The organism is Streptomyces sp. XY431 (assembly GCF_001279805.1).
GTDB classification, from domain to species: Bacteria; Actinomycetota; Actinomycetes; order Streptomycetales; family Streptomycetaceae; genus Kitasatospora; species Kitasatospora purpeofusca.
Genome location: NZ_LGDO01000003.1, coordinates 1 through 17400 on the forward strand (window position 1 = coordinate 1; position 17400 = coordinate 17400).

15 protein-coding genes and 1 pseudogene are annotated in these 17400 nt (G+C 73.2%); 10 read left to right on the plus strand and 6 right to left on the minus strand.

The window, feature by feature from the left end:
• Positions 1–196 precede the first annotated feature (196 nt).
• A pseudogene (locus tag ADK60_RS46060) lies at positions 197–352 on the minus strand (pirin family protein); the annotation flags it as partial.
• A 228-nt stretch (positions 353–580) separates the two neighbouring features.
• Here ADK60_RS46060 and ADK60_RS01170 point away from each other — a divergent pair.
• From ADK60_RS01170 to ADK60_RS01180, 4 genes are all read left to right on the plus strand, one after another.
• Positions 581–1258: a hypothetical protein gene (locus ADK60_RS01170; protein WP_053642434.1), complete on the plus strand. Its 678-nt coding sequence runs from the start codon at positions 581–583 to the stop codon at positions 1256–1258.
• A gap of 58 nt (positions 1259–1316) precedes the next feature.
• Positions 1317–1997, plus strand: coding sequence for a response regulator transcription factor (locus tag ADK60_RS01175; protein WP_199839563.1), 681 nt, complete (start codon positions 1317–1319; stop codon positions 1995–1997).
• A 363-nt stretch (positions 1998–2360) separates the two neighbouring features.
• Positions 2361–2675, plus strand: coding sequence for an NADH-ubiquinone oxidoreductase-F iron-sulfur binding region domain-containing protein (locus ADK60_RS41345; RefSeq protein ID WP_234370886.1), 315 nt, complete (start codon positions 2361–2363; stop codon positions 2673–2675).
• Positions 2672–2884, plus strand: a complete 213-nt coding sequence (locus ADK60_RS01180) for a ferredoxin (protein ID WP_053642438.1) — start codon at positions 2672–2674, stop codon at positions 2882–2884. Before ADK60_RS41345 ends, ADK60_RS01180 begins: the two co-directional genes overlap by 4 nt.
• A 181-nt stretch (positions 2885–3065) precedes the next feature.
• On the opposite strand, the gene ADK60_RS01185 is transcribed toward ADK60_RS01180, so the two are convergent.
• Together ADK60_RS01185 and ADK60_RS01195 are read right to left on the minus strand one after the other, a co-directional pair.
• A complete protein-coding gene (locus ADK60_RS01185; protein WP_053642441.1) occupies positions 3066–3596 on the minus strand; it encodes a hemerythrin domain-containing protein in 531 nt (176 codons plus the stop codon).
• Positions 3597–4406: 810 nt separating this feature from the next.
• Positions 4407–5120 (minus strand): VIT1/CCC1 transporter family protein, encoded by a 714-nt coding sequence (locus ADK60_RS01195; protein ID WP_053642445.1) that lies wholly within the window; start codon positions 5118–5120, stop codon positions 4407–4409.
• A gap of 774 nt (positions 5121–5894) precedes the next feature.
• Between ADK60_RS01195 and ADK60_RS45555 the strand changes: the two genes are divergently transcribed.
• Positions 5895–6062 carry a DUF8730 family Cys-rich protein gene (locus ADK60_RS45555; RefSeq protein WP_199839564.1) on the plus strand — a complete coding sequence of 56 codons (168 nt, stop codon included), beginning with the start codon at positions 5895–5897 and terminating at the stop codon, positions 6060–6062.
• Positions 6063–7352: 1290 nt separating this feature from the next.
• Here the strand turns inward: ADK60_RS45555 and ADK60_RS01205 are convergent.
• The 3 genes from ADK60_RS01205 to ADK60_RS01215 form a co-directional block, all read right to left on the minus strand.
• Positions 7353–8801: an MFS transporter gene (locus ADK60_RS01205; RefSeq protein ID WP_053642449.1), complete on the minus strand. Its 1449-nt coding sequence runs from the start codon at positions 8799–8801 to the stop codon at positions 7353–7355.
• 54 nt (positions 8802–8855) lie between these two features.
• Positions 8856–9812 (minus strand): DUF8832 domain-containing protein, encoded by a 957-nt coding sequence (locus ADK60_RS01210; protein WP_053642451.1) that lies wholly within the window; start codon positions 9810–9812, stop codon positions 8856–8858.
• Positions 9813–9980: 168 nt separating this feature from the next.
• Complete coding sequence (locus ADK60_RS01215) at positions 9981–11063, minus strand: GlxA family transcriptional regulator (RefSeq protein ID WP_234370883.1); 1083 nt, start codon at positions 11061–11063, stop codon at positions 9981–9983.
• Positions 11064–11232: 169 nt separating this feature from the next.
• Here ADK60_RS01215 and ADK60_RS01220 point away from each other — a divergent pair, with 169 nt between their 5' ends.
• The 5 genes from ADK60_RS01220 to ADK60_RS01240 all read left to right on the plus strand — a co-directional run bounded on the left by ADK60_RS01220 (position 11233) and on the right by ADK60_RS01240 (position 17221).
• Positions 11233–12024: a GNAT family N-acetyltransferase gene (locus tag ADK60_RS01220; RefSeq protein ID WP_053642453.1), complete on the plus strand. Its 792-nt coding sequence runs from the start codon at positions 11233–11235 to the stop codon at positions 12022–12024.
• 109 nt (positions 12025–12133) lie between these two features.
• The gene (locus tag ADK60_RS01225) at positions 12134–12409 is read left to right on the plus strand and encodes a heavy-metal-associated domain-containing protein (RefSeq protein ID WP_053642455.1); all 276 of its coding nucleotides are present in this window, start codon (positions 12134–12136) and stop codon (positions 12407–12409) included.
• Positions 12410–12531: 122 nt separating this feature from the next.
• Positions 12532–14787 (plus strand): heavy metal translocating P-type ATPase, encoded by a 2256-nt coding sequence (locus ADK60_RS01230; RefSeq protein ID WP_053642456.1) that lies wholly within the window; start codon positions 12532–12534, stop codon positions 14785–14787.
• 406 nt (positions 14788–15193) lie between these two features.
• Positions 15194–16594 (plus strand): MFS transporter, encoded by a 1401-nt coding sequence (locus ADK60_RS01235; protein ID WP_053642457.1) that lies wholly within the window; start codon positions 15194–15196, stop codon positions 16592–16594.
• Between the two features lie 21 nt (positions 16595–16615).
• Positions 16616–17221, plus strand: coding sequence for a TetR/AcrR family transcriptional regulator (locus ADK60_RS01240; RefSeq protein WP_053642458.1), 606 nt, complete (start codon positions 16616–16618; stop codon positions 17219–17221).
• Positions 17222–17400 lie beyond the last annotated feature (179 nt).

Sequence of the window (17400 nt, forward strand, 5' to 3'; positions counted from 1 at the left end):
TCCGATGGGACATACGCGACGACATCCATGAGGCATTCCTCAAGCTCGCCTGCTGCGTAATCACCTACCGGCGCGTCCGCGCTTTGTGTTAGCTCCTCTTAGACCGATTAGGTGATGAAGCGTCAGGCAAGTCAGCAATTGGTCAGCATTGATCCGACCAGTCGCCCGCAGGCCCGACCGCCCACATCTCCGCAGGTCAGCGCACCCGTCCGCGGGCCTTCGGCGGGATGCCGGGGAGGGCCGGGGCGTGGAGGCGGGCGCCGTCGTAGCCGTGGACTTCGCCGAAGCGGGTGCCGGTTTCCCAGTCGTTGCTGGCCTGGAGGATCTCGTCGCCGGTGCGGCCGATGAAGTGCCGCAGGGAGCTGGGGCTTTGTCGATGCAGCCAGCACGTCGGCGGAGGCCGCAGGGTCGACACCCGAGGCGGGCTGCTGCCGCGCATCTGAACCGGTTCTTAGGAGGCGATCGGGCACACTCCCCCATGGGCTGCCCGTCGGCGGCCACAGCTTGCACGGTGTTCGGTTCGAAGGGTGGACGGGTGTCCGGAGACAGCACGGTGGATACCGCGGGTGGCATACCGGCGGTGGAGTCCGATCCGGAGGGGAACAGGCGGCTGACCGCGCTGGTCGGCGCGGTCCTCCTACTCCTGTTCGCCGCGCAGGGCATGACGATCCTGTTCCTCGACACGATGCTCACCTGGCACTTCGTCATCGGACTCGCGCTCATCGGGCCTGTCGCTCTCAAGATGGTCGTCACCGCGTACCGCTTCGTGCGCTACTACACGGGGGCACCTGTCTACCGCCGCCAGGGACCGCCCCCGCTCCTGCTCCGGCTCCTCGCCCCTCTCCTCGTCTCCCTCACCGTCGCGGTACTGGCCACCGGCTGCGCGCTGGCACTGGGCGGCCGGAACGCCGGCGGGCTCCCGATGGTGTTCCTGCACAAGGCGAGTTTCGTCTGCTGGGCGGCGGCCATGAGCGTGCACGTGCTGGCCCACGTCTGGCGACTGCCCCGGCTGGTCGGCGCGGAGCTGCCGCGCCGCCGGCCGGCACGCCATCGGGCAGGTGTGATCCGGGGCCGCGGGGGGCGCTGGTCGCTGCTGCTGCTCTCCCTGTCCGCCGGTACGGTCCTGGCGCTCTACGGACCGGCCCTGGCGACCCACTGGACCCGTGAGAGCCCCCAGCACGCCGCCCGGCCAGGCCCCGGCGCGGTCGGCCTTGGGCTGTTCGGCCCAAGCGGCTCGGCCTCGCACCAGGCACTATGACGGTGAGCAGTGACCCGACTGCGACCCGGCCGGGCAACGAACGAGCGAGATGAGTGCTATGGCGGAACCCGATTCCCTGACGGTGCTCGTGGTGGAGGACGACCCAGTGATCGCGGACTCCCTGGTGCGCGGGCTTCGGCAGGCCGGATACCGCGCGGACAGCGTCGACACCGGCCGTGCCGCCCTCGCAGCGCCCGCGCCCGACGTCCTGCTGCTCGACCTCGGCCTCCCGGACCTGGACGGCGTCGAGGTCTGCCGTCGGATCCGGCAGAGGTCGGACGCGGCGATCATCGCGGTCACCGCGCGCGGCGAGGAGGCCGACCGGGTCCTGGCCTTGGACGAGGGTGCCGACGACTACCTGGTGAAGCCCTTCGGGCTGGCCGAGTTGATGGCCCGGCTGCGCGCGGTGCTGCGCCGCACCCGCCCCTCCGAGCAGGAACCGGTACAGCACGGCCCGCTCACCGTCGACCGGCGCACCCGCCGGGTGACCGTGAGCGGCCGGGAAGTCTCCCTCACGCCGAAGGAGTTCGACATCCTGGCTTGCCTGGCGGCCGATCCGGGCCGGGTGGTCACCCGCCAGGAGATCCTGGAGAGCGCCTGGGACGCGCACTGGTACGGGCCGACGAAGGTGGTGGACGTCCACGTCGCCGCGCTGCGCCGCAAGCTCGCCGTCCCCGGGCTGATCGAAACGGCCTACGGACGGGGCTTCCGGCTCGCCGAGGTCGCGGGGACGCCGTGACCCGCCGGATCGTGCTGGCGCTGCTCGTGCTGACCGTCGTCGTGGTCGCCGCGGCGGCGGTGCCGCTCGGGCTATCCATCACTGAGCGTGAACACATCGCCTTTCGTGACAAGGCCCAGGCCGCCGCCCGGGTGATCGCCTCCTCCGCCGAGGAGTACCTGTCCGACCACGAGCCCCCGACCGCGATGAACGCCGACCTCGCCGAAGCCGCGAAGGCCGGGGACTGCGCGGCGGTGTTCGACGCGGGCGCACGCCCTCGACCTGCCGTTCAGCCACGAGGGCCTCACCCCGCACGCCGGCCCCGGAGCCGGCATCATCGCCGCACTCCCGCACGACACCTGCCCACTGTCCGAAACCGCCCGCATCCTCACCTACCTCGCCGCCAACAGCGCCCAGCAGTGCGGCCCCTGCCGCTTCGGCCTGCCCGCCGTCGCCGACGACTTCACCACCCTCGCCGACGGCCGTGCCACCCCCGAACTGCTCGACCGCCTGCGCCACCGCATCGGACTGCTGCACGGCCGTGGCGCCTGCGGCCATCCCGACGGCACAGCCCGCCTCGCCGCCAGCGCCCTCACCGCCTTCGAAGCCGACGTCGACCAGCACCTCACCCACGGCCACTGCCGGCGTCCCACCACCCTGCCCGTGCCACCCCCGGCCCGAACCGAGCACCGGACATGACCCGCACCACCAGACTGATCCTGCGCATCGACCGGATCGCCTGCACCGGCCACGGCCAGTGCGCCGAACTGCTCCCCGAACTGATCACCCTCGACGAATGGGGCTACCCCGTCCAGCACGCCGCGACCGTCCCGCCAGAGCTGCGCACCCACGCCCACCGCGCCGTCCGGGCCTGCCCCCGCCTCGCCCTGCACACCGACGTGCAGTGACCGACCGCTCCGATTGGAGGGTCACTCGAGCCGCAGAACGGCTCGGCCGATATGGCTGGGCTACCACCACCCCGATCGCTCTCCGTGGTCCGCCCGGGGCCGAGTGGCCCGTCGCCTGGGCTGAAGGCCGCTGGCCACGACGAATGGCAGGGCTGAGGCTGGAAGTCGGAGCGGCAGTCCATCAGCTCGCACTACAGGATGGGAGAGCATCGTGAGTGATCCGGTGATCGTGGGGGTCGATCTCGGTGTGGGCGCGGCTCATGGTCTCGGTGGCTTCGGGGCCGCCGAGGCGGCGGGCCAGGGCGGGGTAGAGCTGGTGTTCCTCGGCGTGTTCGTGCGGGAGCAGGCGCTCGGTGAGGAGGCGGTCGATCTCGCGGACGGCGGCCAGGGCGCGGGGGCCGTGTTCGGTGGTGAGCAGGCCGGCCGCCTCGCGGATGAGGTCAAGGGTGTCGCGCAGGTCGTCGTGCTCGGTGGCGAAGCGGTGGATGAGGTCCTCGGTGTCGGGTTCGAGCGCGGGCCGGGCGCCGCGGGCGGGCAGCAGGGCGCGCAGCGCGTTGAGGATCACCGCGACGTCGATGGCCTCCTGGAGCGGAGCGCCGACGGCCGGGGGCAGCAGGCCGAACAGGGCGGCGACCATCGCGAGCAGCGACAGGGCCATGCCGCCCGCAGCGCTCTGGACTGCGATGCGTCGGGCCCGGACGGCGATCTCCATGGCGTCGGAGAGGCGGTCGACGCGGTCGGTGGGTGACGATGTGGACGGCGGTTCCGGGCGGCGCGTCGGCGATGTGCTTGCGCAGGTGCAGCAGGAGGGTGACGCAGAGCATGCCGGTGGCGTCGACCATTCGCGGCACACCGTCGGCGGCGCGGGCCTGGGTCACGCGGCGCCGGCCTCGACGGGATAGTCGGCGCCAGTCGCCATTCGAGCATGCCGTCGGCTACGGCCTTTCTTCCGGATCAGCGGGCCGACCAGATGAAGATGCCTGCGATGTGGAGCGTGACCAACCAGCCCCGCAGCTCCAACAGTGCGCTTCCACGGCTCACCGCAGCAGAGACCGTCGGGCCCACCGGGCGGGCCGAACAGCCCTGCTCTGCAAGCGACCAGCGTATAGCGTCGTTCACGGGCAACCGCGACATTGAGCCGCCTCCAGCTTGCTGGAGCGCTCGTACTCCAAAGGCAGCCGGCAGAAGGAACGCGCTGGTCGCCGCCTTCATGACTCGGCCGGACGTCCTGCTGCTGGACGGGCCGAGAGCCGCCCTCCGCCCGTTGATTGGTGTATGGCACTCGACCGCCGCTGACCGTCACTGCCGCCGTCGCGGTAACCCCGCGACCTCACCGGGTGAAGAGGACCGCCGGATTCAGTGACGAGTCGGCAGCAGGACTTCTCGGCAGGATGAACGCGCCCGCGCCCACAGCCGTCGAGGCAGGCGCCCCGAGCCGTGTCGTCAGTGCCCGGCACCCTGCGAGTCCCGCTCGCCGAGGAGCTGCCAGCGGCACCTGGCGGGGCCTCGCACGCCGCTGCGGTCAGATGCCGGAGACATCGGCAAGTTGCCCGACCGCAGCGGTGATGGCCATGGCCAGCCCGCCGCCGAGGACGACGCGCAGGGTCGGGCGCAGGGCACCGGTGCCGGCGGCGCGGGCGGCCAGCACGCCGGCCGTGGCGAGGCCGAGGAGGGTGACGGCGACGATCAGCCACAGCCTGGCGGTAGTGGTGCCGGCGAGGAGGCCGAGGAAGGGAACGAGTCCGCCGACCAGGAAGCTCGTGGCTGAGGCCAGGGCGGCCTGCAGCGGCTTCGCGGCGGTGTGCTCGCTCTGGCCGAGTTCGTCACGCAGGTGGGCCTGAAGCGGATCGGCCTCGTGGAGGGCGACCGCGACCTGCCGCGCGAGATCCGGCGGAACGCCGCGGGCCCGGTAGATGGCGGTGAGTTCGGCGAGCTCGGCCGCCGGGTTCTCGGCGAGTTCGCGCTGCTCCTTCGCACGGTCGGCGGTCTCGACGTCGACCTGGGAACTGACCGACACATACTCGCCGGCGGCCATCGACATCGCACCCGCCGACAACCCCGCGAGGCCGCCGGTGACCACCGTCGAGGTGCTCGCACCGCTGGCCGCGATGCCCACCATCAGGCTCGCGACGGACACCAACCCGTCGTTGGCGCCGAGCACGGCGGCGCGCAACCAGCCGGCCCGGCCCGCGCTGTGGCTCTCCTGGTGCGGGTTGAGCCGGTCGAAGAAGGTCATCGGTCAGCCGCTCCTGTCGGTCGTCGAGTTCATTGTCGGTTTACTGACAGGTCTGCGCACTCGACAGGGCCGGTTGGGCGGTGGCGCCGGCTACTCAGCCTGGGGCCGGGTCGGCGTGGAGGACAGGTCGGGGGCAGGCGCGGACGGCGCGCCGTCTGGTATCGGTTCCGCGGGGTTCTCCTCCACCGTCCGCGGATGCTCCGCCAAGGGGCCCGGCCGCGTGCTCGCCCGAGTCCCGGATCCCCGGCACCACCGGACCTCGCCGAGCGTGAGCCCGGCCGCCTGCACCTCTCGGTGGAAGATCAGCTGGCCGGCGGCCTGCGGCGGGTAGTCGCGGTGGCCGGACGAGACTCGGGGCGACGTGTGCGGCAACCCGGCCTCCTCGTAAACCGGACCGCCGTCCTCGGCGGCCCGGCACCAGCGGGCGAGAACACCGATACACGCACCCGTACACACGACTTGACGTTCCGACGCGCTGGGAGGTCCACCGTCCGAGGCGAGAGCACCGAGGCAGGGCCGGATGGAACTCGCCACCGTACCGGTCCCCAACTACCGAACGCGCCGCTACTGCACCGGAAGGGAAATCCTTGCCAGGGGGACACCTCGTTCCTCCGACCCAGTGCTCATGTGTCCGGTGAGGCGGGCCGTTCCGAGCAGATGGCAATGGCCCGCCAAGAGATACGGAGCGGGCATCGCAGCCGGAAAAATACCCCAGTGGGTATCTTGGGAGAGGAAGGAGTGACCTTCCATCGAGTGGACGCGAGGAGTACCGCGATGTGTCGACGTACCAAATGCCGCACCTGCGGCAAGGCCAGTTACGCGGGGTGCGGCATGCACGTCGACCAGGTGCTTGCCGGAGTCCCCAAGGCCGACCGCTGCACCTGTGACCGGAACGCGAACAAGGGCGGCGGCCTCCTGGCGAGGATTCTGGGCCGCCGCTGAGCAAGCAAGGACCGATCCGTCGGGCCGTGCCGGGGATCCCGGCACGGCCCGCGGCACGTCCGCCGCCCGTTGCTCCGCCGCCTTCGGGGGTACCGGCGCCGCGCGCGGACGTACGGTTCGACCCGATGGCTCCCCCCAGAGGGCGGTGGAGGCGTTGCCCGCGAAGTGCTGTTCCGCCAGCTGGCGGACCTTGACCGACTCGGAGCCGTTGGCCTGCCAGCCGGCGCCGGAGAGGGCGCTTGTGACCTGCGGGGCGAACGCGCCGAGCGCGACCACGACGAGCAGCCATCCCACGAGTACGGCCTTGAAGTGCCCGGCCGACCACGCGCCGAGGCGGCCCAGGAGGCCGGCTCGGCCGGGAGTTCCGGGCGGCGGCGCGGTGGAGGGCTGGGCGAGGGATGTGTCCGGATGGTTCACGGGGGTGCTCCGTTCCGAGGGCGGCCCGGCGGGCCAGCTATACGGGCGGGGGTATATGGAAGTCCGGGAAAAAGGGCCCGCGGGGGCGGGCCCGGGAGGGGCGGTCAGCCGGCGAGGACGTCCAGCGCGGCGCGCAGTCGGCCGGCGGCCTCGTCGGCCACGGCCTCCAGAGACTCTTCGGAGTCGCCATCGCCCTCACCTCAGGGGTCGCCTTCCTCGGACTGCGTTTCATCGCGGCCGATCTCGCCACCCAGCCGACTGGCGGGCACAGCCACGGCGGTGAGCAGACGCCCGCCGAGGACGGGCGCAGATCCACCGGCGAGGACCACGGCGCGGGGCCCCGCGGTCCGGCCGTCGCTCTCGAAACCCGGGAACGGCTCGCCGGTTGTCCGTCGAGGCACTGCCCATGAAACCGGGTGTGAAGAGGGCAGCACGCCCGCCGACTGCCGGCGCCGGGGATCGGGCGTCCAGTCCCAGTAGCGCAGGGACGGGTCAGGATCGACCTGGCGCAGCATTTGTTCGAGCCGGTTGCACAGTTTCCGCTGCCAGGCAGGACCGCCCGGCCGCTGTGGACGTCCTGCCCGGCGACGCGGGCACCCTTGGACGACTTGTCGCACCTCGGTGGATGCTTCCGGGTCGGTGGCCGCTGACCGGCCCGGGTAGGCGGTTGGTCGGGGTTACCGCCGTCCGGCGGGAGGCGGTACGCACTGATCACTGGTGACTGCGCGTAGCAGGCAGGCGAGAAGACAGCGGGAGACCGGATGCCCGGCAGTGCGTCGGATCCGAGCGGTGATCGTCATGGAACCTCCGGTTGCGAGATGGAAGTGCCGCCGGCCCGGGGGTGATCCGGGCGCGGCGGCGACGGGGAGTGCTTCAGCGGGCGGTCGCCGGTTCCTTGGCGGACTCGGCGGGCTCGGCGACCGGGGCGGCCGCGCCGCGGATGGTGACGGCCGACGCGATGGCGCCGACCAGGGCGATGGCGGCGGCGCCGAGGAAGGCGGCGGAGAAGCCCTCGGTGAGCGCGACCGGGTTGCCGGTCTCCTGGGCTCCGTTGGCGGCGGCGACGGCGGTCATCGCGGCGAGGCCGAGGGCGGAGCCGACCTGGTAGCTGGTGTTGACGATGCCGGAGGCGAGGCCGCCCTCGGCCGGGTTCGGGATGGCCAGCGCGGTGCCGAGCGAGGGGATGAAGGCCAGCGCCATGCCGGCGGCGGCGAGCAGCGAGGCCGGCAGGACGTCGACCGGGAAGCTGCCGTCGGGGCGGGCGAAGGAGAGCCAGAGCATGCCGGCCGCGAGGGCGAGCAGACCGGTGACGATCAGCGGCTTGGTACCGAAGCGGGCGATCAGCCGGGGCGCCAGCACGATCATCATCACCATGATCGCGGCGGTCATCGGGAGCAGCGCGGCGCCGGAGGCGAAGGCCTCCAGGCCCAGCACCTGCTGCAGGTAGAGGTTGAGGAAGAACCACATCGGGATCCAGGCGGCGGCCATCAGCAGCTGGGCCAGGTTGGCGCCGGCCAGGTTCGGGCTGCGCCAGATGCCCAGGCGCATCAGCGGCTCGCGGCGCTTGGCCTGCAGGGCGACGAAGGCGCCGATCAGCAGCAGGCCGGCGGCCAGCACCAGCCAGGTGTCCGGGGAGGTCCAGCCGGTCTCGGGGGCCCGGACCACGGCGTAGACGGAGGCGGCCAGACCGGCGGTGACGGTGATCGCGCCGAGCCAGTCGACGGAGCCGCGGCGGGCGGTGGCGGCGGGCATCACGCCCGGGGCGGCGGCCAGGACGGCGAGGGCGACCGGGATGTTGATGTAGAACACCCACTGCCAGGAGGCGTACTGGGTGATCAGGCCGCCGAGGAAGACGCCGGCGGTGCCACCGGCGGGAGCGGCCGCGCCGTAGAGGGCGAACGCCTTGGTCAGCTCCTTCGGCTGCCCGCCGAAGAGGGTGATCAGCAGGGTGAGCGAGGCGGGGGCGATCAGGGCGGAGCCGGCGCCCTGGACAGCGCGGCCGAGCAGTTCCACCCACGCCTCGTCGGCGATGCCGGCGAGCAGCGAGCCGACGGCCAGCACGGTCCAGCCGGCCGCGAAGACCCGCTTGGCGCCGAGCAGGTCGGAGAGGCGCCCGCCGAGCAGCAGCAGTCCGCCGAAGGCGACGACGTAGGCGTTGAAGACCCAGGACAGGTCCTCCTGGGAGAAGCCGAGGGCGGTCTGCATCTCGGGCAGGGCCACGCCGATGATCGAGATGTCCATGATCACCATGAACTGGGCCAGGGCGATCAGGGCGAGGGCCGTCCAGCGGCGTGGTGACGGCGGTGCGGCGAGGTCGGACATCAGGTTCTCCTGGATCTTCCGGTCTTGCTGGTAGGGGGTGGGGGTATCTGCGTCTCAGTGCTGGTGGGCCCCGCCGGGCTCGGGGGCGGCGGTGGTCGGGGCGGGGGCCTGGGTCTGGGCCTGAGGGGTCGGAACCGGAGCAGCGCCGGTGGCGACGGTGAAGGCTGCCGTGCGGACCGTGCCCCCGTGCTGGAAGTCCAGGAACAGGCGGTAGCTGCCGACGCTCGGCGCGGTGGTGGTGAAGGCGATGTCCGGGCCCGGGGCGCCGGTGTCGGGGTGGACGTGCAGGTAGGCGAGGTCGCCGGCGCGCAGCGCGACCAGGTGGCCGTACGCCCCGAGGCAGGGCTCCAGGTCGGTGACCGGCTTGCCGTCCTTGGCGACGGTGAGGGTCAGCCGGGTGGAGCGGCCGGCGGTGAGGTCGCCGTTGAGGGTGACGGCGTAGCCGTCGACGGTGACCGTGCGGCCGGTCTCCGGCAGCGGCACGGGGCGCAGCTCGCCGGCGGCGTGCAGGTCGGCGCCGAGCGTGAGGGCCTGGGCGGCGCCGGCCGGGGTGAAGTCGGCGTAGACCCGGTACTCCCCCGCCGCGGGCAGCGCGGCCCGGGCGCTCCAGGTGCCGTCGGCGGCCCGGGCGGGGTGCAGGTGCTGGAAGGTGGCCAGGTCGCGCGGGGCGACGATCAGGTGCAGCTCCTTCTCGTGCGCGGGCTGGTAGGCGGTGACCGGCTTGCCGTCCGCGCCGAGGATGCGGAACCGCAGGTCGGTGGGGGCATCGGCGGTGACGAAGGCGTTGTCGAGGCTGAGCGTGTAGCCGCCCTCCGAGATCTGCAGCCCGCCCGGTAGGTGCTCCCCACCGGATGCGGCGGGAGCGGCGGGGGCCGCCGGGGTGTGCCCGGCGTGGGCGGCGCTGCTCGGCTTCGCGACCGGGGCGCCGACGGCGTGCCCGACCCCGTACGCGGCGGCGAACGAGGTGGCGAGGCCGGCGGTGAAGGCAGTGATCTTCAGGGCGGTGTTCATGGCGGACTCCTCGACGGGGACGGCGGGAGGGGCGGCGGCCTCTCCTGCCGGGTGCGGCGCTTGCGGCACCCGAAGTAGATACCCCCTAGGGGTATCTCGTCAAGCGATCTCTCCATACGAGTGGGGGGTATCTTCAAAGGGCCTGACCAGACTCGCTGCGGCGCCCGTTCAGCCGACCCGGTCGCCCAGGTGATCCGCCGGGCAGGCCGTACGGAACCGCTCGCGGTAGGCCGCCGGCGAGATCCCCAGGACCCGCTGGAAGGAGCGCCGCATGGTCTCGGCCGAGCCGAAGCCGCAGCGGCGGGCGATCGCCTCGGTGTCCAGGTCGGCGCTCTCCAGGTACCCCTGGGCGGCCCGCACCCGGACCTGTTCGACGTGGCGCGCGGGCGTGGTGCCGACGTCGCGGGTGAAGGTCCGGGTGAAGTGGCGCGGGCTCATCCTGGCCCGGGCCGCGAGCAGTTCGGCCCGGTGGTCACCGGCCGGGTCCCGGGCGACGACCTCCAGCACCTCGCGCAGGGCCTGGTGCCCGGCGTCGGCCGGGCGAGCGGTGGTGGCGACGGTGGCAGCGGCTCCGGCGATGGCGCCGGTGGTCGCGCCGGTGGTCGCGAACTGCGCCTGACCGCCGGGTCGCCGCAGGTAGACCAGGAAGAGCTTGCCGATCCGCCGGGCCAGGTCGGCGCCGTGGTCCTCCTCCACCAGGGCGAGAGCGAGGTCGATCCCGGCGGTGGTGGCCGCGGCGGTGGAGACCCGCCCGTCGCGGACGACGATCGCGTCCGCGTCCACCCGTACGGAGGGGTGGGCGGCGGCGAGCCGGGCACAGGAGGACCAGTGCGTGGTGGCCCGGCGGCCGTCCAGCAGGCCGGCCGCGGCGAGTACGAACGCCCCGGTGCATACCGACGTGACCCGGCGCGCGGTGGCGGCCAACCTCCCCACGTGCAGCACGAGTTCGCCGACCCGGTGGGCGGAGTCGGCGACCGTGCCCTCGTCGCCGCCGGCCACCACCAGGGTGTCCACCGGGCCGGTGACGGACTCGATCGCGGTGTCGACCGCGATCCGCACGCCGCCGGAGGCCCGTACCGGCCGGCCGCCCGGGGAGGCGACCCTGACCTCGTACGCGCCGGTCTGCTCGGCCGCCTCGGCGAACACGTCCAGCGGGCCCGCCAGGTCGAGCAGCTGCACACCGTCGTAGACGGCTATCACCACGAGACGGGCCGTTCCCGCCGGTCGTCCGCCGGCTTCTTCGTCGATCACACGGATCAGCCTGCTGCGGCCCGGCCGCCGTCCGCAATGACATCCACCCCACACATCCGGCCATCGGGGAACCCGTCCGGATCTGCGGGGTGGATGTCGTTGCGGCGCCCGCCGACCGGCCGTGAGGCTGGTCCCACCGACTCCCCCACCCTCGCCCCGGAGGGCAACCATGCCTTCGACCCGGCCGCTCGACGACCCGTCCGAGCCCCACGGCACCGACCCCCTCTTCGACTGGCTCACCCGGGGCCGCCCACCCGGTCCGCCCCGTACGCCCGGTACGGCCTCGCGACCCGGTACGGCCTGGCGGCTCGGCGGCGCGCTCGCCCTGGCCGGCCCCGGCCTCGCCGACCAGGACTGGCTGGCGATCCGCGGACCGGCCGACGAGGCCGCCGCCCTGCTCCAGGGGCTGCCGCCCGCACCCGCCCGGCTCCTGGTCGGCGCACCCGCCCTGGTCGAGCGGCTCGCCCTACGGCTGGACCTGCCCGATCCCGAACCGCTCGTCCTGATGGTGGCCGACCGCCCCCCGTACGAGCCCGGGGACCACCCCCCGTACGAGCAGCGGAACGGCCCGACCGCCGCACACTGGCTGCCGCGCGGGCAGTGGACGGAGGTCGACGCCCTGCTCGACCTGGGCTTCCCGTCCTCGCTGGCCCGACCGTGCGGGCCCGGCGTCCACCGCTGGGCCGGCGTCCGGGCGGGCGCCGGCGGCCCGCTCGCCGCCGTCGCGGCCGAGGCGTGGAGCGGACCCGGCCTGGGGTTCGTCGGCGGCGTGGCCACCCACCCGGAGCACCGCGGCCTCGGGTACGCGGCCACGGTCTGCGCCTTCGTCCTGCACGAGCTGGTGGCGGAGCACGGCCGGGCCGCGCTGCTGGTGGACGGGTGGAACCTGCCCGCGCTCGCCCTCTACCGCCGCCTCGGCATGGTCGCCCACCCGCTGGCCTCGACCCCCGCCCGGGCGTAGCGAAACCTTCCGGGCGAGGGTTGCACCAGATACCCCCCCTGGGTATAAATGAACCACCGCCAGGGGATACCCCCGGCAGGTATCGAACCACAAACCCACGGAGGATCCCATGTCCTGCTGCTCCACCGACGGCACCTGCTCCACCACCGCCACCACCGAGGCCCCGGCCGCCGTCACCACCGTCTTCACCGTCGCCGGGATGACCTGCGGCCACTGCGAGCAGGCCGTCGGCAAGGCGGTCGGCGCGCTGGACGGCGTCAGCGGCGTGACGGTCGACGTCAAGGCCGGCCTGGTCACCGTCGCCTCCGCCGACGAACTGGACGACAGCGTGGTGGCCGCCGCCATCGACGACGCCGGCTACGAGCTGACCGGCCGCAGCGCCTGACCCGCCACTGCGGGCCCTCCCCGAGGGACCCGGAACCCCCTGGGGGTATCCGGGCCCCGGGCCCCGGGCGCCAGGGCCCCACCAATCCACGGATCCACGACCCGACCCGCGAGGAGCACCACGTGAGCACCCAGGCCCCCGCCTCCACCGAGGTGGAACTCCAGATCGGCGGCATGACCTGCGCCTCGTGCGCCGCTCGGATCGAGAAGAAGCTCAACCGGATGGACGGCGTGACGGCCAGCGTCAACTACGCCACCGAGAAGGCCAAGGTCGTCGTCGAGGGCGGCGTCGAGGTCGCCGACCTGATCGCCACCGTCGAGGCCACCGGCTACACCGCGGCCCTTCCCAAGCCCCCGGTCACCGAGACCGACGAGGCCGGCGCCCCCGCCGAGGAGGCCGACGAGCTGGCCCCGCTGCGGCAGCGGCTGATCACCGCCCTCGTCCTCTCCGTCCCGGTGATCGCGATGGCGATGGCGCCGACCCTGCAGTTCGACAACTGGCAGTGGCTCTCGCTCACCCTCGCCGCCCCGGTCGTCACCTACGCCGCCTGGCCGTTCCACCGCGCCGCCTGGACCAACGCCCGGCACGGCGCCGCGACGATGGACACCCTGGTCTCGGTCGGCACCGGCGCCGCCTTCCTCTGGTCGCTCTGGGCGCTCTTCTTCGGCCGGGCCGGGACGGCCGGGATGCGGCACGGCTTCGAGTTCACCATCGCCCGCACCGACGGCTCCGCCAACATCTACCTGGAGGCCGCCGCCGGCGTCACCGCCTTCATCCTGGCCGGCCGCTGGTTCGAGGCCCGCTCCAAGCGCACCGCCGGAGCCGCACTCAAGGCCCTGCTCGAACTCGGCGCCAAGGACGTCACCGTGCTGCGCGACGGCGCCGAGGTCCGCATCCCGACCGCCGAACTGGCCGTCGGCGAGCTGTTCGTGGTCCGCCCCGGCGAGAAGATCGCCACCGACGGCGTGGTCGAGCAGGGCTCCTCCGCCGTGGACGCCTCGATGCTCACCGGCGAGTCGGTACCGGTCGAGGTCGGCGTCGGCGACCCGGTCACCGGTGCCACCGTCAACGCCGGCGGACGGCTGGTGGTCCGGGCGACCCGGGTCGGCGCCGACACCCAGCTCTCCCGGATGGCCAAGCTGGTCGAGGACGCCCAGAACGGCAAGGCCGCCGCCCAGCGCCTGGCCGACAAGATCTCCGCCGTCTTCGTCCCCGTCGTGATCACCCTGGCGCTGGCCACCCTCGGCTACTGGCTCGGCACCGGCGAGGGCTGGACCGCCGCCTTGACCGCCGCCGTCGCCGTGCTGATCATCGCCTGCCCGTGCGCCCTGGGACTTGCCACCCCGACCGCACTGCTCGTCGGAACCGGCCGCGGCGCCCAGCTCGGCATCCTGATCAAGGGCCCCGAGGTCCTGGAGTCCACCCGCAAGGTCGACACCATCGTGCTCGACAAGACCGGCACCGTCACCACCGGCAAGATGACCCTGCTCGCCGTCCGCACCGCCGAGGGCACCACCGAGGACGAGGCGCTGCGGCTGGCCGGCGCGCTGGAGCACGCCTCCGAGCACCCCATCGCCCAGGCGATCGCCAACGCCGCCACCCAGAAGTTCGGCACCCTGCCCGCCGTCGAGGGCTTCGAGAACGCCCCCGGGCTCGGCGTCCAGGGCGTGGTGGACGGCCACGCCGTGCTGGCCGGCCGGGAGCAGCTGCTCGCCGAGTGGTCGCAGTACCTGCCCACCGGGTTGGCCGAGGCCAAGCGCGCCGCCGAGGCCGCCGGGCGGACCGCCGTCGCGGTCGGCTGGGACGGCGAGGCGCGGGCGGTCCTGGAGGTGGCCGACGCGGTCAAGGACACCAGCGCCGAGGCCATCGCCCGCCTCCGCACCCTGGGTCTGACCCCGATCCTGCTCACCGGTGACAACCGGGCGGTCGCCGAGGCGGTCGCCGCCGAGGTCGGCATCTCCGCCGAGCACGTCATCGCCGAGGTGCTGCCGCAGGACAAGGTCGACACCGTCAAGCGGCTGCAGGCCGAGGGCCGGGTCGTCGCGATGGTCGGCGACGGGGTCAACGACGCCGCCGCCCTCGCCCAGGCCGACCTGGGCCTCGCCATGGGCACCGGCACCGACGCCGCCATCGAGGCCGGCGACCTGACCCTGGTCCGCAGCGACCTGCGCTCGGCCGCCGACGCGATCCGGCTCTCCCGCCGCACCCTGGCCACCATCAAGTCCAACCTGTTCTGGGCCTTCGGCTACAACGTCGCCGCCCTCCCGCTGGCGGCGGCCGGACTGCTCAACCCGATGATCGCCGGCGCCGCGATGGCCTTCTCCTCGGTCTTCGTGGTCGGCAACAGCCTGCGCCTGCGCACCTTCCGGGCCGGCTGACATCACACCACCGGCCCAGTGCCCGGAATCCGCACAGCGCGGATGCCGGGCACTCGTGTGCGCGGACGCGCGATGACACCACCGCCGCCGCCAGCCCGACCGGGCCCAATCGCCGCGCCCTGGCCGGCTTGACGCCGCAAGGCCGTGCCGACACGAGGCGACGAGCGCACAGAAGCTCATGTGACCCCTGCTGGCTTCGACCACGTGAGCGCGGACTCGCTCAACAGCCCACCGCCGCGCCAAGCCCGACGGATCCGCCCGAAGGAACGCGGAGCCCGAAAGGTGAGCACGAGCGCCGCCTCGGCCGCACTTCACCTCAACACAACACGAACAGAAGTGTTCGACTTGCTGGCGGAACCGCCCTACCCTAACTCGTACATTAGTGTTCGAGTTAGGGGGCTCTCTCATGCATACCGCCCAACCGGGCCGCTGGCGCGCGCTGGCCTCGCTGTGCGCCGCGCAGTTCATGCTGATCGTCGACGTGACGGTGGTGAACGTCGCCCTCCCCTCCATCGCGGCCGACCTCTCGCTCTCCCGCTCCGCCCTGACCTGGGTGTTCGCCGCGTACTCGCTGACCTTCGGCGGACTGCTGCTGCTCGGTGGCCGGCTGGCCGACGGGTTCGGCAGGCGCCGCACGTTCCTCCTGGGGCTCGCCGTCTTCACCGCGGCATCGCTCCTGTCCGGCCTGGCCTGGACGGGCGGGGTACTGATCGCCGCCCGCGCCGTCCAAGGGGTGGGCGCGGCACTCCTCTCCCCCGCCGCGATGTCGATCATCACCACGACGTTCCACGGACCGGAGCGCAGCCGCGCCCTCGGCGTTTGGGGCGCGATCGGCGGCACCGGCGCGGCCGTCGGCGTGCTCCTCGGCGGAGCCCTGACAGCGGGGCCGGGCTGGGCTTGGATCTTCTTCATCAACGTGCCGGTCGGGCTCGCCGTCCTGGCGGTGCTGCCCGGGCTGGTCCCCGCGACGCCGCCACAGCATCGCCCGGCAGGCCTCGACGTCCCCGGCACCCTCACCGGGACCGCGGCGGCAGCCCTGCTGGTCTACGGTCTGGTCCGAGCCGGTGATGCGGGCTGGGCGAGCCCCGTCGTCCTGGTGACGCTCGCCGCCGCCGTCGGCTGCGCGATCGCGTTCGTCCTCATCGCCCGTACGGTGCGCGAACCACTGCTGCCGCCTGCGCTGCTGACGAACCGTCCGGTCATGGCCGGGGCCCTGGTGATGCTCGCGGCCTCCAGCCTGCTGCTGGCCGGGTTCTTCCTCTCCTCCTGGTATGCCCAGCACCGGCTCGGCCTGTCCGCCCTGCGTACCGGGCTGGTGTTCCTCCCGGCCGCCGTCGGCACGATCCTGGGCGCGCATGGAGCGGCCCACGCGCTGGGCAGACTCGGCGCACGTCCCACCGCCGCCATCGGGTTCGCCGTCTCCGGCGCGGGCGCGGCTCTGCTCGCGCGGCTGCCGGCAGACGGTACCGCTCTGCGGGACCTCATGCCTGGTTTCATCCTGCTCTCCGTCGGGCTGGGTGCGGGGTTCGTGTGCGCCACCACCACCGCGATGCGCGGTGTCGACCACCACCGGGCGGGTCTGGTCTCCGGCATCGTCAACACCGGTCACGAGCTCGGCGGGGCCCTGGGAGTCGCACTGGCTTCCGTCCTCGCGGCCTCCAGCCTGTCCGGCACCGGCGGCATGTCCGGTCTCCACGCCGCTTTCACCGCCTGCGCCGTCGCCGCGTTCGCCATGGCCGCCCTCGCGCTGTGGCTGGTGCCGCCGGGTCGGCCGGAGGCCACCGACGGCCCGGTCTTCGCGCACTGACACGCCGCGTACGCTGCCGACATGACACCCACCGACCGACCGCGCCCCACTCCGGCCGCACGCCGTGCCGACGCGGAACGCAGCATCACCGCGATCCTCGACGCGGCCGCCGTCTGCTTCGGCCGCAGCCCCGACGCGACCATGGCCGAGATCGCCAGGGCCGCGGGCGTCGGCCGGGTCACCCTCTACGGCCACTTCAACTCCCGCGAAGCCGTCCTGGACGCGCTGCTGGAACGCACCCTCACCGAGATCGACTCCGCCCTCGACGCCGCCGACCTGGAGTCCGGCCCCGCAGCCGACGCGCTCGTCCGCTTCCTCGGCACACCCCGGTTGCTCGACCGATTCCGCGGACTGTACGCGGCAGCCGTCCGCCACCTCGGCCCGGAGCGCGTACGCGGCCGCCACGAACCGGTCTTCCACCGTCTCGAACAGCTCATCAGCCGCGGCCAGCAGCAGGGTGCCTTCCGTACCGACCTTCCCCGGCCCTGGCTGGTCACCACTATCTACGCCCTCGTCCACGCCCTGATCAGCGAGGTGGAGGAGGGCCACCTGCCCGCCGAGCAGGCCGTCGACATGCTCGCCCGAACCCTGCTGGGCCTGCTCAACCCCTACCCGGACAAGGAGTGAGCCGACTGTCGTGGAGCAACGCCGTTCCCTGCCCCGCCAAGTCCGACAAGGGCGGCCGTCGTCACCCGGCACCTGGCGCGGCGTCACCGTCGTCATGGCCTGGCGGTCGGCCTCCGGTTGGCCGTACGGGAGGTAGCGCACGTGCAGGTCGGCGACGCGGCTGAAGGCCCGGCGGCGGA

Bases quoted from the DNA above. Each gene is read 5' to 3' on its own strand.
- ADK60_RS01210 (WP_053642451.1), bottom strand. From the start codon at position 9,812: ATGAACACCGCCCTGAAGATCACTGCCTTCACCGCCGGCCTCGCCACC.
- ADK60_RS01175 (WP_199839563.1), top strand. From the start codon at position 1,317: ATGGCGGAACCCGATTCCCTGACGGTGCTCGTGGTGGAGGACGACCCA.
- ADK60_RS01185 (WP_053642441.1), bottom strand. From the start codon at position 3,596: ATGGAGATCGCCGTCCGGGCCCGACGCATCGCAGTCCAGAGCGCTGCG.
- ADK60_RS01225 (WP_053642455.1), top strand. From the start codon at position 12,134: ATGTCCTGCTGCTCCACCGACGGCACCTGCTCCACCACCGCCACCACC.
- ADK60_RS01220 (WP_053642453.1), top strand. From the start codon at position 11,233: ATGCCTTCGACCCGGCCGCTCGACGACCCGTCCGAGCCCCACGGCACC.
- ADK60_RS01180 (WP_053642438.1), top strand. From the start codon at position 2,672: ATGACCCGCACCACCAGACTGATCCTGCGCATCGACCGGATCGCCTGC.
- ADK60_RS01195 (WP_053642445.1), bottom strand. From the start codon at position 5,120: ATGACCTTCTTCGACCGGCTCAACCCGCACCAGGAGAGCCACAGCGCG.
- ADK60_RS01235 (WP_053642457.1), top strand. From the start codon at position 15,194: ATGCATACCGCCCAACCGGGCCGCTGGCGCGCGCTGGCCTCGCTGTGC.
- ADK60_RS45555 (WP_199839564.1), top strand. From the start codon at position 5,895: ATGTGTCGACGTACCAAATGCCGCACCTGCGGCAAGGCCAGTTACGCG.
- ADK60_RS01205 (WP_053642449.1), bottom strand. From the start codon at position 8,801: ATGTCCGACCTCGCCGCACCGCCGTCACCACGCCGCTGGACGGCCCTC.
- ADK60_RS01240 (WP_053642458.1), top strand. From the start codon at position 16,616: ATGACACCCACCGACCGACCGCGCCCCACTCCGGCCGCACGCCGTGCC.